Source organism: Hymenobacter rubidus, from assembly GCF_016734815.1.
In the GTDB taxonomy this organism is placed as follows: Bacteria; Bacteroidota; Bacteroidia; order Cytophagales; family Hymenobacteraceae; genus Hymenobacter; species Hymenobacter rubidus.
The window spans coordinates 29811-54957 of record NZ_JAERQF010000014.1; the positions used below are offsets into that span (position 1 = coordinate 29811).

The window sequence follows — 25147 nt, forward strand, 5'->3', positions numbered from 1 at the left end:
TGGGGCAACAGTTCAGGGCATAGCTATAGTCCCAGGGAGCGGCCCGCATTATACTTAATAATGTCGTCGAGCCGGGTGTAGCGGCTAATCATGGCGTCCGTTTTCTGCTTGGTCTGGTTCTTAATAAAGTCGTTGCTCTGGCCCGCCAGCTTGGAAGTGGTGATAAACGATACCCGCAGGGAGTGAGCGGAGTACTTCGCGCCCAAGTGCTCTTTCACCAATAGGTTGACGCGCCGGTCGGCCAGGCGCTTGTCCGTGGGCTTTCCCGGCTCGCCCGGCCGGCTTCGTTTGAGTGACACAAACAGCGGGCCCTCCGTGCGGCCCCCGAGTTGCGCAATCCAGGCATTGTAAGCCCCAATCGGGCAATACGCCGGATTCTCGCCATAGAAGATGATTTTCTGCTCGACGTCTCCCGCTTGGTTGGCTTTGCTTTTGGGTAGGGTGATGACCAACACCTCATCGGTCGCGTCATGCACCATTTCCAGGTGCTCCAGATTAATATCGACCAGCTCCGAGCGCCGGAATGCGCCCGCGAACCCGAGCAGCAGCAGCGCCCGCGCCCGCAGCCCGTCCGGTCGTGAGAGGTCCAGCCGGTCGATGGTGCGCTTGAGGTGGGGCACGGAAAAGGCCGGGGCCTGTTTCTGCTTTTTGCCGATTTCCCGCGCCACGCCCTTGCGCAGCACGTCCAGCGCCGGGGCGTTGATAGCTGAGGGTAGCCCGAGCAGCTGGTGGTTCTTCTCGATAGCGGCCAGGTGCCGGTTGATGGTGGCCAGCTTGCGGCCTGCGTCGGCCAGGTGTGCTACGTAGCTGGCCAGCGTTTCTAGGGCGGCAGGCCAGGGCGCGAGCAGGTGCAGTTCACAATAGGCCTCGTAGGAGCGTAAGTCCCCCGAGTAGGCCAGGCGCGTATTATCGGAGCCTTCAAGGCCGCGGAGTAAATATCGCTCGACATTGGGAGCCACGCGGCTGGCCAGGTCGGCGGCCAGCGCCAGCGTCGGCCGGTCGGCAGCTACTGCGGGCAGCATTGTTGTCTGGGTGAGTGACTTCATCCTATTTGCAGGCTAATGGTGGCCCTGATGTGGGCAGTAGGATTGGTTGCCCGCTGCACCGTAAAGCCATTTCTTATATAATATGGTATCAGCCGCTCTACCTTGTCAGTTGCTACAATTTCTCCCCCAATGACTCGGATATCTGCCTGCTGACCGAGCAGTAGGCTGGTTTGCAGCATCCGACTTCCAGTACCCTGACCCCGATAGTCTTCGCTTATTGAGAAGTCCACTATTTTCATTTTTCTTTCCGGATTAGGTGGCTCAGCAAAGTGCTGCTCACCATCCAGAAATAAATGTCCTCTGCGGTCTCTGCTATACAGTAGATTGAATAGCTCCAGACTCCATTTGATACCTGCGGGATGGTAGTAGATAAGTAGTAGCCCCGGCGCATCGTCGGGCAATGTCTGTAGAATGCCAGCGTGAGGTAGCTCTCCCCAGGCGTGACGGTTCAGCAATTCGTTTAAATGCTTGTCAGTCTCCGCCTGTCGCCTAGGCGACAATCGTTGCCAAGCCACTAGCTTGGAGAGTTGCTCCGGAATTTGGTCAAGGGAAACGTGCATCATAGCAGGTTGTCAAAACTGGAGAATCAACGGGCTCTATTGATTTTGCAATTGCAAAACGACCGTTTCACAGCGCTGTAAAGATAAGGAGAGTTTAGGGCCGATAAGTAAGTATTATGGTTCCTAAACTAGTATTTTTGAATTCAGCTCATCTATAGCGGTCAGCTTGTAGTTTCTAACAAGGATGTGTCTGGAGTAAGGCAATTCATGGTATATATCGAATGTCTGCTACAACGAGTGCTTTCACATCTTGCATGGGTAGTCGACTTGTTAAAACACTTACCTTAGCTCCATATCCGCTATTGTTAGACCATCCCAAGTTCACGGCTTATGCAACTGGCGCAGCTACTGAAGAAATACAACCTTACGGTACAGCAGCTGCACACCATTCTAAATAAAAATTCGGATGTTCCGAATCTGCGGCTGGTACGAGAAGTACCGACAGAATGGGAGAAGCTTGTCAGGCAGGAATTGGGATTACCAGTTGATATAAGGGAATCTGGCAGCCCGGCACATCTACTTCAAATTGAGAAGCCAGCATTAGAGCTAACTACTGTTCAATCCACAGCCTACGTGGAGGTTACTGAAACTGAACCCACGCCCACGTTAGCACCTTTGTCAGTCGTAAAGCAGCTGACTGATAAAGGCTTGCAGGTGTCGCAAAGCGAAGGGCCTAAATCATCAGCACAACGACAGAATACTAACGCGCCTCGGCCTCCAGAAGACGACAAGCTACATTTCGGTCGGGTAGTTAGTGTAATTGCCGAACGGGGTTTTGGGTTTTTAAATAAAGGTGCGGAGCCAGCGGAGATTTTTTGGAATGTCAAACAGTTAGGTGGCGTGCTGCCGCAAGCGAACGATTGGCTATTATTTGCCGAGCGGCCAAGTCCAAGACCGGGGCACACCGGCAAAACAGAAGTCACCTGGGCGCGGCCGATTGGAACTGACCACGCGCTACTACGCAGGTTAGTACCTAAGTTGGAATGGCGAGCGACAGAGCGACTGTTAGGCAGCCGGCTGGCAGATGATATTCGGGAGATTATAGCTGACGAACTTCTAAAGCAGTTAGCCCCAGTAATAGATGCTGATATGCTAGCCTTGACGGTGCGTACGGTGAATCTAGTTAGGGACAAGGGCCCTACAATTACCACTGAAGCCGTGAAACAGCTAGTGCTGCGGGCTGCTCCAGAACACCAATGGCATTTATGGCTGCTTTATTGCTCACCACTTGCTGAATGGCCGGTTGTAGTGAAGCGGTTGTTGGCGTTACTTGCCGATGCACCAGACGTAGTGGCCAACTGGTGGCCAACCGCCGAGCAGACAGGCACCTTGGGGCTGTACTTAACTTATATAGACCAAACCGGAAAAGATGACGAGTTAGGCAGCGTATGGCTGCGGCTAAAACAGGCATTAGGCCACGAGCAAGTAGCCCAGTACCAAGAGGCACTAGAAATCTGGCTAGAGCAGGTGCCGGAGATAAGCAGCGCGGCAGCTTATCTCAACTACCGACAGGTTCTGGCCACCATGCCAGGCGATAAACAAGCCTTTGCGGAGTTGCTGCTAGCACGTCTGCAACCAAGCATTGCTCTGAGCTTATGGCTGACAGGTGAAAAGCTGCCTTTTCCGCAGGAAGAGGCAGTAGCGCAGTTCAGCAAGCTATCAGTTAGCGAAGGCGACCTAGTGGTGACGCAGCTGACAGATGAAGGTGTGGGCGAAGTGGCGCACCTGATTACGGAAAACCATAGCGATGTAGCCTGGCAGCGAACACTCAAGCACGTTACAGAGGTAAGCAGCACGGCAGTCTACTTCCGTTACCAGCAGGCCCTGCGTACCATGACGGGCGATAAGCAAGCGCTGGAAGGACTGCTGGTAGCGCAGTTACAGCCAGGTATTGCTCTTGATTTGTGGTTGGCGGGCGAAAAGCTACCCTTTCCAAAAGCGGAAGCATCAGCACGGTTTGGGGAGCTATCGGCTAGCGCGGGCGACTTGGTGGTGGCACAACTTACGGATGTGGAGTTGGACGAGGTGGCGCACTTTATTACGGAAAATCATGCTACTACTACCCGGCTGCGGGCGATAGGTCTACTGAGCAACCTTATTCTGACCACGTTTTTGGCGGTGGGGATGGACTTGGAAACTGACCGGGAAACTATTCATGAAATAGCCTGGGGCACTCCAGCGGCTTGGCACATTGGGCAGGAGGAGGCCCAAATAGCAGTCACGGTACAGGAGCTACGGGAATGGGTCGCAGCTAATCCTGGCTTGGTGGTAGGGCATAATGTGCGCGACTTCGACGCACCGGTGCTGGCAGCCCACGGTGTGGAACTGACGGCCGGGAGCATTTGGGATACCTTATTAATGGAAATGGCACTTAGCCCGCAGCTGCACACCTATGCTCTGCGCACTATGCACACGGCAGCGGCTGATGCCGAGCTAACCTTACGCCTCTTCGTGAATCAAGTATTGCGGCTAGTGCTGGCAGCGCCAACCGATTGGGAGCTGTTGAGCCAGGTAGTGGCGGCGCAGGTACGGGATAGACTGACTGACTTGCGTGGAGAACTGGCCACATTGTCGTGGTTGCGGCACACCGAAGAACAGCTTTGGCATGATGCGGCGCAGCTGATGCGCCCGCAACCTCTCTGGCTACAGCCGCAGCCAGCTAAGTCGGGGCTTCGGCAACAGGTGCAGGATTGGGTAACGGAGGCTTCACCGGGGGCGGTGCTTGTGGCACCCCGCGAGGTGTGGGCTGAAGCACTATTGCACAGCCCGGTGCGATTCTGGGTCGATGAGCAAACGGCACTGGAGTATCGGGAATTACGACCTGACGCAGTGACGTTACAAATAACCGCGCACCCAACGGAATGCGTGCTATTTCAGCGCTTTCTGGCGCATTGCCAGCGGCACAACTGGCCTGTGCTGACGGCCAATATGGCTCCGGCGTTGCGGGCGCGACTGCGGGAATTGGAAGTTGACCTGGGTCGGTGCTTGGCTGCCTTACCGGCGGGCGGTAGCGTAAGAGCAGCTGGCGTATGGGCTATGAGTGTGGAGCAGCTACGCCACGAGCAAGTAGCGTTGCGAGCACAGCCTAGCTTGGTAATCGCTGTAGTGGAGCCGGACTTGCTTACGCTGGATAACAAGCGAAAATTATTACAACTAGCGGCTGACGAAGTGCGCCGCAACCAGGCGACTGCTACCGAGTGGCTGAAGTTTTCGGGTGGGCAAAGCTTCATTGGGCTGACGCGAGAGCAAGTCCAACAGTTAGGGGCTGAAGTGCCCACCGGCTACGATAATTTCTGGCTGGAAAAGCACCAATATGGGCAGTATTGGTTGTGGGCTAGCTTTGGATGGGAACACCTAGTGCAAGAGTTAGCCGGGCCGGAGCAGGCCATAAAGTATTTGAGCGGTGAAGGCCGCACTTACCCTACCGGGCAGTTGCGGAGTGCTACGCCGCCTACACAATGGCTGCAACAGCATTTGGGCGTGGTGCCACTTAACCCGGAAACTATTTATCGTTCGCGCTACTGGCTGCTGCAAGCAGAGTTGACGGCAGGGCTGGCGGAGCGAGGAACCCAAGCGCTGCCGCTGGTGCTGTTGGTACAGCGGCTCGAAGAGGTAAAGAAACTGGAAAACTATTTTGGGAGAGCAGGGCGTGGCTTTTACATCCCGAGCGGTGAGGCGCAAATGGGGCGGCGGCTGGAACTGCTGCACCAACGCGGCGATGGCCATGCGTTACTGATAGCTCCGGTAAGTGAAGCAGCAGATATTCTGGAAGCCAACTACCTGGGGCCTTTGCGAGTAGTGCTGGACAGCTTCAACTTGTCGGAGAACTTCTACCTGGCTCAGGGCTCAGCTTTGTTTGCCGCCGCCCACCACTCAGTAGCTGAACAAACGAAACGGGAGCAAGAAGAGCAGGGTAAGGAGGTGCCCGCCACTGATGAGGCAACCGCTAACTCCAATGACGAGTCGGAGAATAAGAACTTGGATTTCTTAGTCCGTAACCAGCTATTTTTGCTGGAATTGCAGAGGCCGTTGGTCCAGCGCCTGCGGGCGTTGGTAGCCGACAACAATGACCAGAACCAGTTGTGGTTTCTCGACCCACGCCTGCCCGACTTTAGCAGCCTGTCCCAAGCGTGGCTGTTTAGCCGGGAAACCGTGGGCGTGTCGTGGCAAAATCGGGAATCTTACGAAGCGGCGGCTGCGCTGGCTGACCAACACCTGGGCGGCATACGGCCCGATACGGATTCTCCACTGGACCCGGAGGCGGCGCAGGAACTGCTACGGCAGGTGTTTTTGCGGGACGCTACCGACTCGACGCGAGCACACGAGTGGCGGCCCAACCAACGGCCCTGCCTCGCTGCGATATTGCCTGCCCAAACCGACCTGGTAGTGACGCTTGCTACGGGCGGCGGCAAATCGGTGCTATTTCAGGCCCCGGCGCTATACCGAAGCAGTTACACCAACCGGCTGAGCGTAGTGGTAACGCCGTTGCGGGCGCTGATGGAAGACCAAGTAAGTAAGCTCTGGGAATTGGGTTTTTACAGCAGCGTCGAATACATTAACTCTGACAAGCAAGACGAACTGGCACAGATTTACCGGCGCGTGGCAGGGGGCGAAATCCAATTGCTTTTTATCACGCCCGAGAGGTTTCGCAGCAATGGGTTCAGTAAAGCTTTTGAGCAGCGGTTTGCATTGGATGGAGGGCTGGAATATGCTGTATTTGACGAAGCGCACTGTATTTCACAATGGGGTCACGAGTTTCGGCCCGACTACGTTCATGCAGCCCGGCAGGTGAATCGACTGCGGGCAGAAGCAATAACGACCTATAAGCGACGGTTCCCGATACTCCTGTTTTCGGCTACGGTAACAGAAAAGATTTTAGCCAACTTTCACGCATTATTTCCTGACGATGAAGCTCCTCGGTGATTTGGGCTCCAACCCCGTGCAGGCACATATTGAAATGCGCTTTCAGCGGGTAGCTAATGCGTCACAGCAACTGGAAACGGTGCTGGACGACTTAGAGGCGCAAGCGTTTGACCCGGCCCGCAGTCGGGTGTTAGTGTTTGTGCGCACCCGACGGCAGGCAGAGGAGACCACGTTAGCATTGAAGGCGCTGGCACAGGAGCGCAGCCTGACCTGGGCCGAACAGGTAGATTTTTTTCATGCGGGCCTCGACGGACATGACCGGGCTGACAAATATGACGCCTACAAGCCCTCGCGCTCTGGCAAACCAACGGAGCGGGTTGCTGACCAGATAGTAGTGCTGGTAGCGACCAAGGCATTTGGTATGGGCATGGATATTGGCAACATTCATTACCTCTACCACCTAGGGCCGTCCTCGACATTTGAAGACTTTTTGCAGGAGGTGGGGCGGGCCGGGCGCGATGAAACCCTACGCCAGCATGCAGGATTTGTAACGGGCCGTCCTATTCGGGCGATGTGCGTGATTACCAACGAGGATTTTGGTAAGCTTCGAGACTTGCAACACCGTTCAGACCTGAGTTGGGACTATCTGGCACGGGTGCAAGAGCAGGTACATACCTACGTAAAGCGGTTTCGGCCGCTGGCGACTGGTGGTACGGCCTTTTCACTGCCACTGGATTTGGGGGCCGAAAATGCGGGGCCGGATGGCGGCGACGAGGCCAGCACCAAATTCCGGTTGGCTCTACATTGGCTGGAAGAACTGAAACGCATTCGGTTGGGGATGTACACCCCGGCAAGCTTGCCGTTGCGGCTGCTCGAACTGCCTACCTACCGGCACCTGACTAACCCGGCCGAACGGCAGGAAGTAGAGCAGTTTGTGGCTCGGTTACGCAGCTCGCCCCTGCGCGAGGGAAACGAACTGCTGCTGCCAGTAGCCGAATTGTTGCGGCTGGCTGACAAGCGCCGCTGGTCGGAGCTGACGCGGCTACTCTACCAGGCGCAACGGGCGAAGGCACTATGCATTGAGCGGTACCTTACCTTGACGATTACCGACCTGCGCCAAGCAGAACTGGCTGCCTGGAAAAAGCAGAAAGACTGCGAGGCAGGCAAATTGCCACTGATAGAAGCCGTGTTTGCCTTGGCTCACAAGCTCTTGGATGGTGTGGGCGTTAGCAAGCAGCGCAGCCTGGACGGTAACCAGTGGGACCGGCTGGTGTGGGCAATTAGTGATGAGCAGTTCCGCTCCTGGCGACTGTATTGGGAGGAAGTAGATAAAAATAATCGCAAGCTGCCGCCTGAAGTGGGTCGCGAAAAGCTGGTAACTGACTGGCAAAAGAAGCGGGCAAAATTTGCCCTGAAGCTCGTGCGTATGCTTCCCCACACCCGCGTGCAGTCGGAGCTAACCTATCGCAACCGCCATAAGCCGCAGGTAATGCAGCTTATATACAATGGAGCGCAACAGGACAAGGCGTGGCAGCAACCGCTACGGGAACTTCAGACCAGCCTGACCAAGCTGCTGGCCTACGTAGTGCAGGCAGGAAAAGACAAGTTTAATTACGCCGATTTGGTGCTGGAATTGGGGCTGGAAGATGCAGCCCCTGACTATCTCAATAATATACTGTTTCTGGCGCGGGCGTTAGGCTACCTGCGGGGTAGTGGGACGCTGGTGCCGATGGGTATTGAACTGTTTTTGGATGACTTGGCCACGCCCGACCGCCGAGACCAAGCCTCGGAAGATTATAAAGTATCAGTTGCATTTGAAGAAGGCTTGCGGCTGAAAGAGCTGCGCCTGATAGCATTACAATGCTTAGCCAACCTGAAAACTCCCACCAAGCAGGACTCATTTATCAAACGTTATTTTCAGTGTGATAGCAGTGAGGCACTGCTGAAGCTGCTGGAAGAATACTTACCCGAAAACCACCCAAGCCTAGCAGCCTTCCAAAAGGAAGCGCTGCTAAAAGCCGAGAACAACCTAAGTGAACAGCAGCGGGCCGTGTACGAGGCCCCGCTGGAGGATAATATGCAGGTGCTGGCCGGGCCAGGCAGTGGTAAAACTCACACCCTGACGCTACGTGTGGCGCGGCTGGTGCAAAAAGAGAAGGTGCCGCCCGAGCAAATACTGGTGCTGGCTTATAATCGGGCCGTAGTGGTAGAGCTGAAGGAACGGCTGGGCAAGCTGTTTCGGGCGCTGGGCTACGGCCGCCTGATTCAGCGGCTGCACGTCCACACGTTCCACAGTATCTGCCGGCGCTGCCTGGGGGCCGAACTGGACGGCCAGGATTTTGATGATTGGGGAAAGCTATTTGTGCGGGCTCTGAATCAGAATCCCGGCCTGCTAGAGCGCAAGATTGGCTCTATCCGTTACGTATTCGTGGATGAGTTTCAAGACATCACGCAGCTGCGGCTGAACCTACTGGAACGCCTTGCCCCGCCCGCCCTGGCTATGCTACCCAAAGGTGATGAAGCCGCCGTGCGGATTTGCGTAATCGGTGACCCCAACCAAAGCATTTACGGCTACGAGCGGGTGAAAGAGGGAGGAAAAATGAGTCCAGTGCCCTACTACCGGGCTTTTGAGACTAGCTACGCACCAGCTACACGGTACTTGAGCAACAACTATCGCTCGTACCCTGCTATATTGACCGAAGCCGCCGGGATGCTGGTAGCTAATGAAGTCCTGTTTGCAGAAATGCCGCAGTTGGAGGCGCTACGGCAGCCTGCGCACTCACGGGCGTATTGTGAGGTGCTGGATTGCCAGACCGACCCAACCGACTGGAAGACGAAAGTGTGGGAGGTGCTGGCGGAAGAATACGAACCGGGAAAATCTTACCAGCAGGTAGCAGTGATGCTGCGCTCGAACGACGAGGTATTTCGGGCATTTAATGAGCTACGCCAGACGAGTTTGCCGGCTGATGTGGAGTTACGTATTCAGGGCAACAGTACGTCGCCGCTGGCCTCACGGGAGTTTCATCATATGTTTGAAGCGTTGCAAGCCACCCCTACGGCCGTGTTGCGGTCCGATTTTGTGGAACGAATAGCGAAGCGTAAAGACCGGGCCCTAGCCGATTATGGCCACGTGTGGGACGCTTATTCACTGGAGCTAGCGGTTTGCTTGGCAGCGGAATTTCAGGAGATACACGAGGGGGAAGCCACTTATCAAGACTTGCAGGAATTTATTCAGGAGTTGGCCCGCAAAGACGATGGACACTTTGCAAAACTTTATGAGAAACAATACGACAGGCACCTAGCTAAGACGGGAGCTGGTAAGCGGCGGCGCGAAGTAGTGCTGACAACGATGCACAAGGTAAAAGGTCTGGAATTTGACGCAGTAGTAATACCACCTTCCCTAGCTGATTTTGGTATTGACAAGTCTACAAGTGAACCAGCCGACAACCTGGCGGACTTGGTACAGGAAGAACGCCGCCTATTTTACGTGGCATACACACGGGCGCGGTACCGGCTGGTAGTGTTGCGACACGAACGTGAGGCAGCCGTGGCGGCGGGGCAGGTGTTCCAGCCAGAGGAAGTTGACCAAGGGCGAGGATACGCTGTAAAAGAAGGCTCTGGTAAGGTGCAACTCTACTGGGGAGCGCAGGATAAACCGTTCTTCGCTGAACTACACACGCGGATTTTTACTGAGATAAAAGTAGGCGACCCAATCGTACTCGTTAACGATAAGTGGGACAGCTGGGTACTTACTTGGAAGAATCGTAAGGTGGGCAAACTGGGTTTCGACGCCGCTACAAAACTGCCCGACCGTACTCGTTTAGAAGGGTTATTGGTATCCAATATCAAGCGTTATACACTCGCCGAGTCTTTAGCCTATGATGCTAAACACAATAAGTCGTACACCGAAAAATGGGGAGCAGATGCTAAGAAACGAGGATATATTTACGTAGTTGATTTTGCTGGCTACTGCCAAATGAAATAGTGTCAACTGTTGCTAATAAGGACACACCCCTGGTGTGACCACCTGATGCTTTTAGGCTTCAGAGAGCTGCAGTTGGTTCGGTCCTTTCTAGCGAAGCAACAACACATAAGCCCGGCCCAGGCAGCGGCGCTTACTCGGGAGCGGGACCGGCTCTCCTCTGCTCCCGCTGGTCGCGCCGGAATGCCGGCCCCGCCCCCGGTGCGCTTTGTAGCCCCGTCCGGGCCTCTCCCCTTTCATTGGCTGCTGGCCGAACCGGCAAGGGCCGGTACCGCCAGCGGAGTGTTTGAGCCGGCGTACCGCCGGCAGTTTTTATGAGGAACAAGGGGGAAGAAGGAGTTGGCGCAGTCAAAACGGCAAGTCGATTTTAGCTAAATATTGTTGTCTTTTTAGCAACAAAAATGTCTGAAATTGCGTTTAATGGGATAAGCAAGTGGTTGTACACTATCATCTTAGCCCTTTTAAACGCCATGCTCAATCCTGAATTCTTCCCTACCCCGGCCGCCGTTATTCAGCGTATGCTCGACCCATTTTTCAACCACGCGCCCACCGGTGACGAAGACCAGGGCGGCGACCGGTACCGTCGCTACAACCCGGCCGCGGTGGCCCTGCGCAAGCTGACCATTCTGGAGCCCAGCGCCGGCAGCGGAGCCATTGTGGATGAGCTGACGGCTTGGCTCGACCGGGAGCACTACCACAGCCGCAGCGGCAAGCAAAACGTGTACTGCTGCGAGGCCGACCCCGAGCTGCGCGCCGTGCTGCACGACAAGGGCTATAAAGTCATTGCCAACGACTTTCTGAACTACCGGGGCGACCATTTTTTCGACCTCATTATCATGAATCCGCCCTTTTCCAACGGCGACCGGCATTTGCTCAAAGCCTGGGACGTGGTAGCTGCCGGCGGCGACGTGGTGTGTTTGCTTAATACCGAAACGCTGGCCAACCCCTACACCGAAACCCGGCAGCTGCTGGCCCGCCTCATCGAGGACCATGGCACGAGCGAGGCACTGGGGGCCGTATTTGCCGAGGCCGAGCGCCCCACCAACGTAGGGGTTAGCCTGGTCCGGCTGCACAAGCCCGCCAAGGCCGACCGCCTCACGTTCGAGTTTAGCAGCCGGGGCCGCCGGGGGCCGGAGCTGGATGAAAATCTGTTTGCCAATGCCGTGGCCACCCGCGACGTTATCGGCAACATGGCCGCCGAATACGAGGGCCTGAAAGCGCAGTACGCCGCCTACCTGCAGGCCCGCGAGGGCATGAAGTTCTACGCCAAAAGCCTACTGCGCAGTGAGTACCAGGACGTGCTAAAGCTAGCCGAGGCCAGCCTGGAACGCGGCAGCCTGCGCACGAGCTACAACAATTTCGCCGACGAGATGAACCAGCAAATCTGGGGGCTGGTGCTCGATAAGGTGAACATTCAGAAGCTGATGAGGGCCGACGTGCGCCGCAACTTCGCGGCCTTCAGCAAGGCCCAGGGCTACCAGGAGTTCACCCACGAGGCCGTGGCCGAGCTGGTGGCGCTGGTGCTCGACAACCGCGAAACCATCATGGAGCAGGCCGTGGAGTCGGTGTTCGATACCTTCACCAAGTACCACAAGGAAAACCGCCTGCACGTGGAGGGCTGGGTAACCAACTCGCAGTGGAAGGTAAACCGGAAGGTGATTTTGCCCTACGCAGTGGAGGAAAGCTATTCAGGAAAGGGCTTCCGCGTGAACTGGAGCCGCCGTGACGACTACGCCGACATCGACCGGGTGATGTGCTACCTGACGGGCGAGAATTACGATACCTGCGTGGGCATCGATACCGCCCTTGACCGCTACGGCAACCAGAACCCCAACCCGAACGGCGTACATACGGTCTACAGCCGGTTCTTTGAAATCCGGGCTTTCAAGAAAGGCACCGTGCACCTGATTTTCCGCGAGGAATTTCTCTGGCAGGAGTTCAACCTTCGGGCCTGCGCCGGCAAGCAGTGGCTGCCCGGCCCCGAAATGGCCGCCTACCGCGCCCGCCAGGCCAAAGCCGCCACCGCGAAGACCCACCCCCTGGTGCCCGAGGCTGAGCCGCTAGCCGCGCCCGGTACCCAAATGCAGCTGCAGCTTGCGGCCTGAGCACCGATGCCAGCGGGCGGGCTACCGTCCGCTGGCACGTGACCGGGGCAGTGGAGTATCGCTCTGCTCCTTCTCCCGTAATGCCGGGAAGCGTTATACTGCTTGCATGAAAACCCCATCCCCTCCCTCGGCTCCGCCCGGTGCTGCCTCGCCGGTGGGCCAGCAGTTCAGCCACCTGCTGCGCCACGGCCGCTTCTCCTTCACCGAGCGCGAGTTACAGGAACACCTGCAAATGACCTATCGCACCATTAAGCAGCGCGAAGCGGACCCATCCAGCCTGACCGTGGCCGAGGCGCTCCGGGTGGCCGAGTTGCTGGCCGTGCCCGTACAGACGGTGCTGGACGCGGCCCTGGCCGATGTACAGGCTGCCGGGGCGAAGCAGTAGCCCGGTTTGGCACATTTTTGCCTAACTTTCGTTTGCCGTAGTAGACCACTCAGGCAAAACAGCATGGATACCCTCGTAAAATTCGGCCCCAAGGAAGCAACCCGCGAGCAGCGCCAAGCGCTGTCGGACCGGGCGGCCGCGCTGAACGCGACCCAAGACCGCAAGCTGAGCTCCTTTGCCGAGCAGCTGAGCCAGCGCTACATCAACGGCGAGCTGAGCCTGGCTGAGGTGAACGCGCAGCTTGATGCCCATTACCAAGCCCAGGCCCAGATGCCGGTACCCACGCGGGGAGCCGATGGCATCCTGGCGGTGGCGCCCCGGCCGGCTCCCGCCGTGGCCAAGGCCCGCTCCTTATCGCACTAGCCCTTCGCTTCTTAATCTATTTGCTAACGCCCTGCCAGTTGGTGGGGCGTTTTGCTTGCTTACCCAGTTCCCGCGCGGCTTATCCCTATGACTGACGGCTTTACCGACCCCCACACCGATGTCCTGATTAACAAGCTCAACATCACCGATGAGGACAAGCTGGCCGAGGTCGAAGGCAACCGCTTCCACTTCCGCCTGCTGGAGGTGCTGGCCGGCCATGTGGAAGTCGCGCCTCACAATGCCCAGGGCCTGCAGGCATTGCACCGCCACCTTTTTCAGGATGTGTACCCGTGGGCGGGCGAAACGCGTGCTTGGGGCGAGTTCCAAGCAACCAAGTCAACTTCGGCCGATAAGGATGGGCCCGGCCTGTACACCATGTACTTTGGCAGCTACCAGCAATTGCCCGCGCACCTGGATGCCATCGGGCAGCAACTGGCCGCTGAGCGTTTTTTGAAAGGGCTGGATAAGGACCAGTTCGTGGCGCGGGCCGCCTACTACTTCGACCAGTACAACTACGCCCACGCCTTCCGGGAGGGCAATGGCCGGACCTTGGGCGCGGCTTTTCAAGTGCTGGCGGAGAACGCCGGCTACGACGTTAACCTCGTGGCACAGTCGCACCCCAAGCAATACAACCAGGCCCGGGACTATGCCATTCTACGGCCCACCGGGAACCCGGCAGCCGATTTGCAGCCGTTACGCGCCTTCTTTGGCCAGATTACCACGCCCCTCCCAGAGCTGGTGTTAGCCCCTGCTGCGCCCGTGCCAGTGTCTGATTTTCTGCAGCGTGTTGAAGCCATGCGTGAGGTACAGCAAAGCCAAGAACCCGTTTGGCGGGCGCTGCTTGGGGGCCGTCACACCGCAGTAGCCCGGCAGATTATGCAGGGCACACGCGGCGTGGTGCACCCCGACGCGCAGCAGCCGGCGCGGCTGACCATCCTGAAAACCGGCGCCGAGCTACTGGAGCAAATGCCCGCCAAGATGGAAGATGCCCGGCTGCGCCAGCGCGTGGCGCGCCTGCTAAAGGCATTGCCCCTGGTTACGGTGGTGCTGCTGGTAGTCGGGCCTCCGCTGCAGGCCGCGCCATCCGCCGGCCCGGAACCACCGAAAATACCCGTAGCCAGTAAAGACGAGCCGCTGCAAAAAGCACCGGAGTTAAAGCGTCGAGGCCCAAAGTTGTAAGTTCGAAATAGAGCTGATTTGTTGCCTCCCAGGACGCCGGTGCGAGCTTTTATTCGTATCTTGTATTGGTGGAAAAAGCACTCTATTTCTCCAAAAACGAGCAAACCAAGCAGCAGCGTCGCGAGGTAGTGAAGTTTGCGGTTGGCGTATCAATGAGCCAAAATCGACCGCCCTCGGCGCTTTTGGTAGAGCTGCAAAACCAATACATTGCCGGGCAGATTGACTTGGAGCAATTATCGGCAGCGCTTGATGCCGAGTACCAGCCGGCCCCTGGCGCTGACCCCTTCGCCTTGTATGCGCCGGGAGCAGGCCCGCAAGGGGAACCGGCCCATCATTACGAACCATACCTGCACTTTGATGAATCGAGCGTAGGACCTCGCCTGTCGTAGCTTTACTGAATCCGGCTGATTTAGCGCAACTATAGGCCCTGAAAAGGTGTTTAATATAGACTAGGGACTGGTATTGGCTTTCTCCCTCTGGTTCCCAACCCAAGTTTGGGGATTATGCTTTCCAGTCATACGAAAGGCGAATAGCCCCGGCTCACACATCCTGTACTCATGGAAAAGCTCACCCCTTCTGCTACGGTTGCAACGCCCGAGCCGCAGGTCGTACCAGCCCCCCTGGCCGAGCACCTGCCAACGCTCCTCTGGGACGTAGACCCCGACACCATCGACCCGCAGGCCATGGCGCGTACCATCGTGCAGCGCGTCATTCAGCGCGGGAGCAAAGAAGACTGGGCTGCCATGCTGGAATACTACGGCAGGCCCCGCGTGCAGGAAGTCGTTGAAACGGTGCCCTATATGTCGGACGCCGCCATTGCGGCCGTGTGCCAGTTCTTCCACATTGAAAAGGAAACGCTTAGATGCTACCAGCGCAAGCAGTCGATACCGCAAACCTTCAACTCCTAGCGCAGCTCATGCAGGAGCCCTTGCTGAAGCCGTTCGTCCTGGTAGGGGGAACGGCTTTGGCGTTACATCTGGGGCACCGCCGCAGCCGCGACCTCGACCTTTTTTCGGACGGCCCGACGCCGATTGACGGCGAAATCAAGGACCTGCTGATAAGCAGATATGAGATGCGGGCCGACGGCGCGCTCCAGCGAATGCGGGCCCAGGAGCCAGACTGGGACAAGGTCGCCATCCAGGGCGTCATCGGCCAGGTCAAAACCGATGTGGTGAACTACGGCTTCCCGCTAATACGACCGGCCGTGCTCTATCCCGGCTCCAACATTCGCATGGCTTCGCTCGAAGACCTGGGCGCTATGAAGCTGGCCGGTGTGGTGATGAGCGGCGAAAGGCTCCGCGACTTCGTGGACGTGGCCGCGCTGAGCGAAAAGCTCACTCTGAACCAGATGCGCCAAGCCTATGAAGGCCGCTTTAATACATCATCATCCGAAGTGCCCCGCGCCCTGGCCTTCCACGGCGACATCGACTTTAACATGAAGCCCGAAATGCAGGGTTACCGCTGGCCGGCCATTGCCGCGCGTCTGGAGCAGATGCAGCGCAGCCCCGACCGCCTGTTTCCACCCATCGTGGAGCAGCGGCTAGTGATGCCGGTGCTGGGGCCAATGGCAGAGGAAAATGCCAAAGCCTTACTGCCAGACCAACAAAAAGCCCCCGAGCCGAAGCGCCGGGGGCTTAAGTTATAAGCAGCAGAAATAGCCTAGAAAGGCTTGTACCGCTCGTAGGGATTGTACGGATTGCGGTTGGGCGGCGTGACCTTACTGGAAAGTCCCCAGAACTTGCTTAGGCCAAAGAGCACCAGCCCCCAGGTGGCGGCAGTGCTGCCCCAACTGGGAGCCCAAGACGAATACAGAAAGGCGATAATCGCCGCGAAAATCAGGAAGCTACGCATACCAACACGGGTTAAATCTTCACGCTAACTAGGCAGGGAACGCAGTGCGGGCACTTTTCGTTGCTTCTGCCCAGCTGCTGAGCTTGACAATGCCTATTTGAAAGTCCGGGCTTTGAGCAGGTCGGCGTTGGTAAGCTTAAGCTTGACGTTGCGCCCGCCGCCCTTTTCGTACACCTCGATGATGAGCTGCTTTTGCTCGGGGATGGTGAATTTCTTGAAGATGTAGACCTGTTCGAGCTGGCCTTTGGCGTCAATCTTTTTCAGGCCCCCATTGAAGACGTAAATGGGCGTGATTTCTAAGGCCTGCTCGGCCGTGCGCTTGGCCACCTGCTTATCCTGAATGTAGAATTTGACGAAGTCCACGTCGTAAGTCACGTTCGATTTGTTGGCAACGTGCAGCGGAAAAAACAGGGTTTCCTGCTTGTAGCCCACGTTGCCGGCGCGCACGCTGAGTTGGTTGGCACTCTCGCTGGCCGAGGTACCGCCCGCCGCCAGCGCTTGTCGGGAGTAGGCATCCAGATTGCCCTGCGGGATGGGCGAGTTCGATAAAATGGCTTCCCCTTGCGCCGACGAAGCCGAGCCGGCCGCGCCCAGGTCGAGGCTGAGCACCTTAGGGTCGTGCTGGTAGTTCACCACGAAGGAGTACAGCTTTCCATCCGAGGTGAGCACCGTCATATTCGATTCCGGAAAGCCGGCCGAAGCGGCTTTCACCCGCACGATATTTTCCGCGCCGGTGGCCTTGGCCGCAATCAGGCCCGAGCTGCCCAGGTCGACGTAAGTGACAGGAAAAGGGAACACTAGATGAGTCGTTTTCTGGTCGCTGATATAGAGCGGATAGGTCGGCAGCTTATTGGCTTCCGAATATTGCAGCATCCGGGCGGCCGAGGTCTGGGCCTGCACCGGAACAGCCGCTAGGCCGAGTAAAAGGGCGCTGGTAGCAAATAGGGTGGTTTTCATGGGAAGGAGTCGTTAGTCTTTATCTACTTTGAGCATCACGTTGTAGCCGGCCTTCAGGCGGACTTTGACCAAGCGGATTTTCTTCTGGCCAATGCCTTTCACGGCGCTAACCGCCACGCCTGCCGCGGCCATGGCTGGGTCGGCGCTCATCGTCATCATGTCGGCCGCACCGAGTCCTTCGGCACCAGCCTGTTTTGCGGCATCGCGGGTAATGGCGCCGGGAATGTGCAGGCCTTCCAGCCCGTCCACGTCGTACACTTCTAGCGCCGCCGGAAACACGCTGTTGCCCGATTTGAGCGTTTCTATGGCAATGCTGAGCCGCTCGCCGGCCAGGCTGCACTTGCCGTAAATGAAGGTATTAGCCGGTAAGGAGTGGCCATTGATGACGGCTGATTCGGTAAGACGCATCTTCACCAGCGAGCCACTTACCACTTCCTGCGATTCGTGGATGACGGCCGGTAGGGTGTTGCCGTCGCCACCCTTGCCGGTTTCAGCATCAAAGCCCTGAAAAGAGGCAGTGCGCTTGCGCCCCGGCCCATTGGAGCCCAGGCGTGACACTACAGCGTCATCATCAATGGCGCGCAGGCGGGTGGTGGGCTTCTTCTTTTTTGGTAGGGCCGCAACCGTGCGCGGGGCTGCTGCTCCCCCACTGGCGCTGTTGGATTGGGCTAGCAGTGCCGCCATTTGCAACTGGGCTTTCTGCTCGGCCAGGTCGCGTTCGTGCTGGCTGCGCATCAACTCCATTTGCTCCTGCGGGGTGAGGGCCTCTGGGGCTGTTGTGGCAGGGACTACGGTGCCGGGCGCAACTCCGCCGTTCATCTGGGCCTGCTGTGCGGCAATGAGCTGCTGCTGGGCCTCAACCACCGACTTATCGACGGAGCCGTTAGGTCCCGCCTTGCCATCGGCCCCCACCGCGTAGGAAAGGCCCGCGCCCGAAGTCGTATCAAGGCGGGCATCGACCAGGCCCCGGTTGCGCAGGGTATCAACCGGGCTGGCGTAGGCTTCGAGCTTGCTGCTAGTAATAGTGCCCTTCTCGGCTTTGGGTAAGTTGGTGTTGAAGCCGGTTTCGGTGTTCTGCGCTGCCGCCGGCGTGCCCTGGCCGCCCCCGCCCAGGTAGAACATCACGGCCAGAAAGGGCACGCCTACCACCGGCAGAAAGGTGGCCATCTTGCGGGTGCGAAGAAATTGCGCGTCGTGCGGCGCGTTGGTTGCAGTTGCCATAACAGGGGAGGATTAGCGAGGAAGCGTATTCAGGTCTTCATTCTTGAGCACCCGCCAGTTTTCCATCAGAAAGCCGTGGGGATTATTTTCCGAGCGGGTCACGTCGCGCAGGGAGCACTCGGAAAGGAAATTGCGGGTGGTAACCGAGGTGGCCCGAATGACGCGCTGGTGCCCGTAGCACCGCGCCACCATCGGGCGCGAATTGGTCACTACCACGCTATCCACCGTCATTTCCAGGCTGATGTTGGCGGCAATCAGGTCGTTATAGAAGCCCTTCTCCTTGAAGTTCTCGTACTGCCGTTTGGCCGAGTTATCAGCCAGGTATAGGGCCTTATTGACGTTGCTGTCGATGGCTTTCTGGTCAGGGTCGAGCGTGAAAAACAACTCGTGGAAGCGCGTGACGTGGCTGCGTGCCTCCACCGGCCGGTTAGCCCGCGCATCCCGCGCCCCAGCTGTGAGCAGCTGCCCACCTTCCAGCACATAGATGCGATTGGCCGCGGCGTTGGTGGTTTGGAAGGCGAAGTAGGCGATGGTGCCGGCCAGCACCAGCACGGCCACAATGAAAATAAGCGCCAGGGTTTTTACCTGCTGAAAAGCCGAATCAATGGTTTTGAGGGAAGCGAACATGGCAAAAGAAAATGGTGGGAAAAGACCGCGCAGCTGGGGTTAGCCCCGCAGGCGGTTGACGAAGCTGGCCGCCCGCTCGCGCACCGCTGTGCCCGCCCGGTGGCCAGCGGCCTCGCTCCGCGTCATGTTGCCCGAAGCACCACTGCCGGTCAAGGCCTGGCCGGCCCCAACTGCTGCTCCCAGGCCCGAAGCGGCCCCGGATACGCCAGCCGCGCCCGCCCGGCCCGCCGACCCGGCCGCCGCGCCGGCCATGGCTGCGCCGCCACTCATAGCTGACTGCATGGCCCGAGCAGCCATCGCAGCCCCGGAGGCGGCAATCATCATGTCGGTGATGAAGGGAATAATCAGGTAGCCCGTGATGGCAATGCACAGGAAGACGAGGTAGCCGAAGTCGGCCGAGTCCACGCCCTGATTAGAGGTGAGGCGGGTGATGTCGCCCTGTAGCATCATTATCTGAAACTGACCCATGATGGCCCCGAAAATATTGGCCACGGGTACCCATAAACTAATCGTAATGAATTGCCCCAGCCATTTGGGAATGGAATTTCCGAAGCCCGGGAAAATGGCAAGCCCGAAGGTGAGCGGCCCCAGCACCGACAGCACGATGAGCAGGAAGGTGGCTAGGACATTGATGAGCAACCGGGCCGCGACGTGGAAGAGTTCAAGCGTGTTCTTCATCCACTCCCGGAAGTTCTGGTTCACATCGTACTTGAGCTTATCAAACGAGAGCGACAGCTGCTGGCCCATGTTCATCATGCCCAGCTCGTCGAGCCGCTTCTCGTAGGCCTCGTCCGTGGCGAAGTACTTGTTTTCGGGCCGGGCGGCCAACAACGCCTTTTTCTGGTCCTGCAAGGCCGTAATCTGGGTGGTCTGGTCCACCCGGACCGAGTCCGTGCTCGATGCCAGCGCGCCGGTGATGCCGCGCAGGCCGCCGAGCAGCTGCGGAAACAGCAGGATGGCCAGCCCAATTAGAAATGGGCGCAGCAACGGATACAGGTCGATAGGCTCGGCGCGGGCAATGTGGCCCCACACCCGGGAGCTGATGAAAATGAGGGCTCCTACCCCGCCCACGGCCCGGCCTAGGGTAACGAATTGCGCCACCAAGGGCAGCATGGAATCATAAAGCCGGCTAAGCATCTGCTCCATTTGGAGCATTTGCGCGGTGATGGAATTCATTTCCATAGTCAGGTAGGTTGGGGCTAGTGGATGAATGCGAAAGGGCTACTGCTTGGCGCCCACGAGGGTGAGCACGGACGCCCGGTCCTGAATGGCCTGTTGCTGGGAGAGGGCCACGGCTCGGCATTTATTGGTGTAGTAGGTCATCAAGAATTGCTGTTGCTGCATCTTATCGCCAATCTTGTTGATGAACTTGATGCGTTGCGGGTCCGTCATTTCCGCCCGGTTCGTAGTCATAATGGTGGCCAGCTCGCCAATCAGGGCCACGTTTTCCTGCAGCAGCACCTGGTACACCTGTGCCGCTTCGGTTACCTGATTTGGGGAGAGGCCGCGCCCGCGCAGGTCGGCCACGCCCGAGCCGAACTGCGAAATCATCGAGGCCTGCGCGGCGTAGATTTCCCGCACCCGGCGGTAGTTGCGCACCCCCGCGCTTATCTGTAGCAAACTGCTGTACCACTGCGCGTGCAGGGCCTGCGTCTGGTCCACGATGCCCTTAATCTTGCCGCTTACCACCTGCATATCGCCGGCCAGGGCCTTGCCCCGGCCCAGCAGCGTGGTCGATACGCCCTGGTGCACAATCTGCTTGCGCGAGCTGGATTCAGCGATGGGAGCGGAAATAACGGCCGGAGCTTGGGCAAAGCCCTGCTGTGCGCTCAGCCCCAGGCCAAGCAGCAACATGGTGGTGAATGCTTTCATCGGGAGAGGAAGGGTTAGTGCGCGCCCATGAGGCTGAGCAGCGCCTGGTGGTCCTGTTCGACCTGCTGGGCGGTCTTGAGTACCATCATGTTGCGCCGGGTGAAGTAGTTGACTAGGCCCAGCTGGTCAGTGATTTTGGCGTCCAGCGTGTCGATGAATTCCATTCGTTCCGCGTCGGTCATCTTGAGCATGGACGGGCTGGTAATGGTGGCTAGGTCGGACACCGTGTTGGCTCCTTCGGCCAGCATCTTCGTGTAGATGGATACCATCTCCGTCAACTGGGCCGGCGTGATATAGCGCGAGGTGCGCAACACATTGATGGCCGAGGAGTAGGTCGAGATAATCTGGGTTTGCTTGGCGTAAATGGCCCGCACCCGGCGGTAGTCGCGCACTGCGCTGCTCACTTTCAGCAGCCCGTCGTACCAGGCCTTGTGCTGCTCCATGTTCTTGAGCGAATAGGTCTTGGTTAACTCCTGCTCTTTCACGCCCAGGGCTACCAGCTTGTTGGCCGCCGCTTCCAGCCCCTTCATGGTGTTCTGCAGGCCGGTTTGTACGCCGCTTTGCACTTCCAGCACCGGGGCCGTTACTACCAGCTGGGCTGACGCTTTCGAGGCGCTGAAGCCCAGCAGCGCCAGGCTGAGGATGCCAATCTTCGTTTTCATAGGGAAGGCAAGTGGTTGAAGGAGGTGACGCTACAATGTCCGCGTGTAGGGGTGTTCCAAATACATCATGTGCCGTTCGGCCGCGAAGCGCACCCGACCGATGCTAGAATCCACGCTCTGCAGCGTCGGCAGGGCCTGGGTGGCCGTCACGTTGGGCTCCTGGATGAGCGGCAGCAGCATTTTCATGGCTTCTTCGCACTGCGGCGTAAAGCCGTTCCAAGTGGCCACATCTTCGGGCTTCACGCGCTTCATGCCCCGCGAGCGGACTACTGTGCGCAGCACGTAGCGGTAGCGCTTCCAGATGTTGGCCACCACGGGGTGCTCCTTCACCGCACCGTTCAGGTCGCTGGCCTCCCAGGTATTCACGGCCTGCGCGAAAGCCCGGGCGGCGGTGATGTCAGCTTTTTCGGCTTTGGGAGCCGACGCTAGGCTATCGGCAAACGCCACGGCGGCCACGGCCACGGGGGAGGTGGAAACGGTTAGAGGAGCTGTTTCGACGGCTCTATTGTCCATCGCCGTCGTAGCCTTGTCGGAGCCGCAGCCAATTAGCAAAGTGGCCAAGCCTAGTATTGGAAGCGTGATTTTCGTTTTCATGATTTTTCCCTTTGGTTGAAATCAGCCGCCCTACCCTTCGCGCAGCTCGTTGGCGAAAAGCTTAATAGCCGTGGGCATATCGCCGGTCTGCTTGAACTTTTCAAACAGCCGCACTTTCTCGGTTTCCTCGGTGGTGTAGGTCACGTATTCTTCCTTCGATACCTCGATGGCGTACACTTTGGACACGACCCCGCCCAGGCTGATGAATACCTCCGTGTAGCGGCCCCGCGTGGCCCTGTTGTCGCGGTTGATGCTCAGCACCAGGTCCTTTTCCTTAGGCGTGAGCGAGAGCAGCGCCTGAATCTCATCGAAGCGGTTGATGAACTTGCGCTGGTCCAGCAGAATCTTGCAGTCCGAGTTGTTGATGATGGCGTCCTTGACAATCTCGTTGCCGATGATGTCATCGATTTCTTGCGTCACCACGATGGCCTCGCCGAAGAATTTGCGCACCGTCTTAAAGAGATACTTGATGTAGGCGGCCATGCCGGGCGTGGTCAGCGCCTTCCAGGCCTCCTCAATCAGAATCATCTTTCGTACACCCTTGAGCTTGCGCATCTTGGAGATGAAGGTTTCCATGATGATGAGCGTGACCACCGGAAACAGAATAGGATGGTCCTTGATGTTATCCAGCTCGAACACGATGAAGGGGGCCTGCACCAGGTCCAGCTCCTTTTCCGAGTTCAGCAGGTAGTCGTACTCGCCGCCCCGGTAGTAGGGCTTGAGCACGTAGATGAAATTGTCGATGTCGAAATCCTTCTCCCGGACCTTTTCCTCCTCCAGAATCTTGCGATAAGGTCCTTTAACAAACTCGTAGAACGTGTTGAAGCTTGGCTTGATAAGCTCATTTGCTTCCAGCATCACGTAATACAGGCTCACGGCCGTGGAGAGCGACACGTACTCGGACTGGCTTACGCTTTCGTCATCCTTTTTCCAGAGTGCCTGCAGCAGCGTTTTGATGGATTCCTTCTTCTCTACGTCCAGCTTGCCCGAAATCAGGAAGGGGTTGAAGGCAATCGGGTCGTCTTCCTCGTAGGTGAAGTACACCCCGCCCACCAGCTCACACAGGCCCTTGTAGGAGTTGCCGGTATCGACCAGTAGCACGTGGGCGCCCTGCTCGTAGTACTGGCGCACCATATGGTTGGTGAAAAACGACTTGCCCGAGCCCGAGGGCCCCAGCACGAACTTGTTGCGGTTGAAGATGATTTGCTTCTTCATCGGCTCATCCGAAATGTCGACCAGCACGGGCTTGCCCGTGAGGCGGTCGGAGAGCTTGATGCCCTTGGTGGCCCCGGTGCTGCGGTAGTTGGTTTCCGAGGCCCAGAAGCAGACGGCCTGCTCGATGAAGGTGTAGAAGGTTTCCTCGCTGGGAAAGTCACCGGCGTTGCCCGGAATGCCGCCCCAGTAGAGCGCAGCAATGTCCACCGTATTCTGCCGCGGCTTGCAGTTCATGGCGTTGAAGGCGGCGTTGACCAGCTTGCGCACTTCGGTCAGCTCTTCCTCGTGGCGGCCCCAGGTGAGCACGTTGCAGTGCACCCGCACCGGCCGGCGCTTATGGGCAATCAACTCATTCAGAAAGGCATTGTAGTACTCGAAGTTGATGGCGTTCTGCCGCGAGTAGAGCGAGAGCGAGTTGAGCCGGTCCTTCTTCTGCTCAAAGGTTTTCACCGTTTTGGTAGTGTTATCCAGAAACACGTACTGGTTCAGGATGTGATTCGCGCCCAGCAGCAGCCCCAGTGGCGCGGCAAACGAAATGGGGAAGTCCGAGTACTCGGTGCTGTATTGCTCGTAGCGAATGTCGGTTTCCACCGAGGTGGGTAAGTCATCGAGGTTGGCCACCGAGAACATCTGGCAGAACTCCGCCCCCACTTTCAACCCATCGGTCAGGTCAAGGTCGACCTGCAGGGCCTGGTCCGACAGGTCCAGCGCCAGGTATTTTTCCAGCAGCCCGGCCTTTTCGGCCGTGCCGGCTAGCTCATCCGAGGTAAGCCGGTGCGAGCGGATGTAGGGCGCGTTGGTCGGCCCCACCCCTTCCAGGGTCCGCACGAACTGGCCCACGTTGTCGAAAAAGCTCTCCAATACCTTGGTGTCGAGCATGTCCTTGGGCACGATGTTGCGCCGGGCCAGCAGCCCCGAGGTGCTGCCCCAGTTGGGTCGCTCCGACGAGGTTTTGGTGATATAGAGGTAGCAGAAGTGGTTTAGGAAGGGCCGCTCGTTGAAGTGGCGCTCGTAGGCCGAGGAGAGCAGCGTGCGCTCGGCCTCGAAGCCGGGTGCGTACTTATCCTCCACGTACCAGTCCTGCTTGTGCACCACGCAGTGGTCGGGCAGCAGGCGCACGGCCTTCACGAAGGCGGCCTGCAGCTGGGCGTAGTCTTCCCGCGAGAGGGTGAAGATTTCGGGCAAATCCAGCCGAAACGCCACCGTTACGTCCGCATTCTTCGAGATGAGGCAATCCTTCTCCACCTTGTAGATGGGCTGCTTGGATTCGAGGGATACGGAGGGCAGAACCTTATTGCTCATAAGCTGAAGAATGCACCCAAACCAGCCGCTAGGCGCGGCCGGTCGGGTCCTCGTTGAGGCGTTGGAATAAGCGGCTGTGCCGGTTGGTGATGTATTTGGGCGACGAGCGGCGGGCGGCGGCCTTCATCAGCCCGTGCTCGCCAAAGCGGCGGTTCAGTGCGAAGACGCCGGCCCACATACCGCCCCCGGCCAAGAAGGTGACCAGCACGGTGAACACCAGCGGCAGGCCCAGCAGGTAGCAGGTCACGAACAGGGCAAACACCAGCCCGATACCGGCGGCCAGAAAGTAGATGTTGCTGCCCACCAGCCCCTTGAATTCGACGGGCTTGTTGATGCCGCGATTGAGGTCGTAGATGGGCATGG

Annotated in this window: 21 protein-coding genes; 9 read left to right on the plus strand and 12 right to left on the minus strand. The window is 58.0% G+C overall.

Annotation, left to right across the window (positions count from 1 at the left end; translation table 11 throughout):
- Positions 1–23 precede the first annotated feature (23 nt).
- Complete coding sequence (locus JKL48_RS11525) at positions 24–1046, minus strand: site-specific integrase (RefSeq protein ID WP_236668745.1); 1023 nt, start codon at positions 1044–1046, stop codon at positions 24–26.
- Positions 1043–1609: a GNAT family N-acetyltransferase gene (locus JKL48_RS11530; RefSeq protein WP_201982546.1), complete on the minus strand. Its 567-nt coding sequence runs from the start codon at positions 1607–1609 to the stop codon at positions 1043–1045. Before JKL48_RS11530 ends, JKL48_RS11525 begins: the two co-directional genes overlap by 4 nt.
- A gap of 327 nt (positions 1610–1936) precedes the next feature.
- On the opposite strand from JKL48_RS11530, the gene JKL48_RS11535 reads away from it, so the two are divergent.
- The 9 genes from JKL48_RS11535 (at position 1937) to JKL48_RS11575 (ending at position 16128) form a co-directional block, all read left to right on the plus strand.
- A complete protein-coding gene (locus JKL48_RS11535) occupies positions 1937–6529 on the plus strand; it encodes a DEAD/DEAH box helicase (RefSeq protein WP_201982548.1) in 4593 nt (1530 codons plus the stop codon).
- Entirely contained in the window at positions 6513–10454 is a 3942-nt protein-coding gene (locus JKL48_RS11540; protein WP_201982550.1) for an ATP-dependent helicase, read from the plus strand. Before JKL48_RS11535 ends, JKL48_RS11540 begins: the two co-directional genes overlap by 17 nt.
- Positions 10455–10921: 467 nt before the next feature.
- A complete protein-coding gene (locus JKL48_RS11545) occupies positions 10922–12556 on the plus strand; it encodes a class I SAM-dependent methyltransferase (protein ID WP_201982552.1) in 1635 nt (544 codons plus the stop codon).
- 106 nt (positions 12557–12662) lie between these two features.
- Positions 12663–12941: a hypothetical protein gene (locus JKL48_RS11550; RefSeq protein WP_201982553.1), complete on the plus strand. Its 279-nt coding sequence runs from the start codon at positions 12663–12665 to the stop codon at positions 12939–12941.
- A gap of 63 nt (positions 12942–13004) precedes the next feature.
- Positions 13005–13304 carry an antitoxin VbhA family protein gene (locus tag JKL48_RS11555; RefSeq protein ID WP_201982554.1) on the plus strand — a complete coding sequence of 100 codons (300 nt, stop codon included), beginning with the start codon at positions 13005–13007 and terminating at the stop codon, positions 13302–13304.
- 87 nt (positions 13305–13391) lie between these two features.
- Positions 13392–14483, plus strand: a complete 1092-nt coding sequence (locus JKL48_RS11560) for a Fic/DOC family protein (protein ID WP_201982556.1) — start codon at positions 13392–13394, stop codon at positions 14481–14483.
- A 68-nt stretch (positions 14484–14551) separates the two neighbouring features.
- Positions 14552–14872, plus strand: a complete 321-nt coding sequence (locus JKL48_RS11565; protein WP_201982558.1) for an antitoxin VbhA family protein — start codon at positions 14552–14554, stop codon at positions 14870–14872.
- 168 nt (positions 14873–15040) lie between these two features.
- Complete coding sequence (locus JKL48_RS11570) at positions 15041–15391, plus strand: DUF6922 domain-containing protein (RefSeq protein WP_201982559.1); 351 nt, start codon at positions 15041–15043, stop codon at positions 15389–15391.
- A gap of 8 nt (positions 15392–15399) precedes the next feature.
- Positions 15400–16128, plus strand: a complete 729-nt coding sequence (locus JKL48_RS11575) for a nucleotidyl transferase AbiEii/AbiGii toxin family protein (protein ID WP_201982560.1) — start codon at positions 15400–15402, stop codon at positions 16126–16128.
- A 14-nt stretch (positions 16129–16142) separates the two neighbouring features.
- Here JKL48_RS11575 and JKL48_RS11580 read toward each other — a convergent pair whose 3' ends face one another.
- From JKL48_RS11580 to JKL48_RS11625, 10 genes are all read right to left on the minus strand, one after another.
- Complete coding sequence (locus JKL48_RS11580) at positions 16143–16334, minus strand: hypothetical protein (RefSeq protein ID WP_198076838.1); 192 nt, start codon at positions 16332–16334, stop codon at positions 16143–16145.
- A 93-nt stretch (positions 16335–16427) separates the two neighbouring features.
- Positions 16428–17291 (minus strand): conjugative transposon protein TraN, encoded by an 864-nt coding sequence (gene traN / locus JKL48_RS11585; protein WP_201982562.1) that lies wholly within the window; start codon positions 17289–17291, stop codon positions 16428–16430.
- A gap of 12 nt (positions 17292–17303) precedes the next feature.
- A complete protein-coding gene (gene traM / locus JKL48_RS11590; protein WP_201982564.1) occupies positions 17304–18512 on the minus strand; it encodes a conjugative transposon protein TraM in 1209 nt (402 codons plus the stop codon).
- A gap of 12 nt (positions 18513–18524) precedes the next feature.
- Complete coding sequence (traK, locus tag JKL48_RS11595) at positions 18525–19139, minus strand: conjugative transposon protein TraK (RefSeq protein ID WP_198070536.1); 615 nt, start codon at positions 19137–19139, stop codon at positions 18525–18527.
- 39 nt (positions 19140–19178) lie between these two features.
- Positions 19179–20315 (minus strand): hypothetical protein, encoded by a 1137-nt coding sequence (locus JKL48_RS11600; RefSeq protein WP_201982565.1) that lies wholly within the window; start codon positions 20313–20315, stop codon positions 19179–19181.
- A gap of 45 nt (positions 20316–20360) precedes the next feature.
- On the minus strand, positions 20361–21011 hold the full coding sequence (locus tag JKL48_RS11605; RefSeq protein ID WP_201982567.1) for a hypothetical protein: 651 nt from the start codon (positions 21009–21011) through the stop codon (positions 20361–20363).
- A 14-nt stretch (positions 21012–21025) separates the two neighbouring features.
- A complete protein-coding gene (locus tag JKL48_RS11610; protein WP_198070539.1) occupies positions 21026–21673 on the minus strand; it encodes a hypothetical protein in 648 nt (215 codons plus the stop codon).
- Between the two features lie 30 nt (positions 21674–21703).
- Positions 21704–22267 (minus strand): hypothetical protein, encoded by a 564-nt coding sequence (locus JKL48_RS11615; protein ID WP_201982569.1) that lies wholly within the window; start codon positions 22265–22267, stop codon positions 21704–21706.
- Between the two features lie 30 nt (positions 22268–22297).
- The gene (locus JKL48_RS11620; protein ID WP_201982570.1) at positions 22298–24784 is read right to left on the minus strand and encodes a TraG family conjugative transposon ATPase; all 2487 of its coding nucleotides are present in this window, start codon (positions 24782–24784) and stop codon (positions 22298–22300) included.
- Between the two features lie 28 nt (positions 24785–24812).
- Positions 24813–25145: a DUF4133 domain-containing protein gene (locus tag JKL48_RS11625; RefSeq protein WP_201982571.1), complete on the minus strand. Its 333-nt coding sequence runs from the start codon at positions 25143–25145 to the stop codon at positions 24813–24815.
- Positions 25146–25147 lie beyond the last annotated feature (2 nt).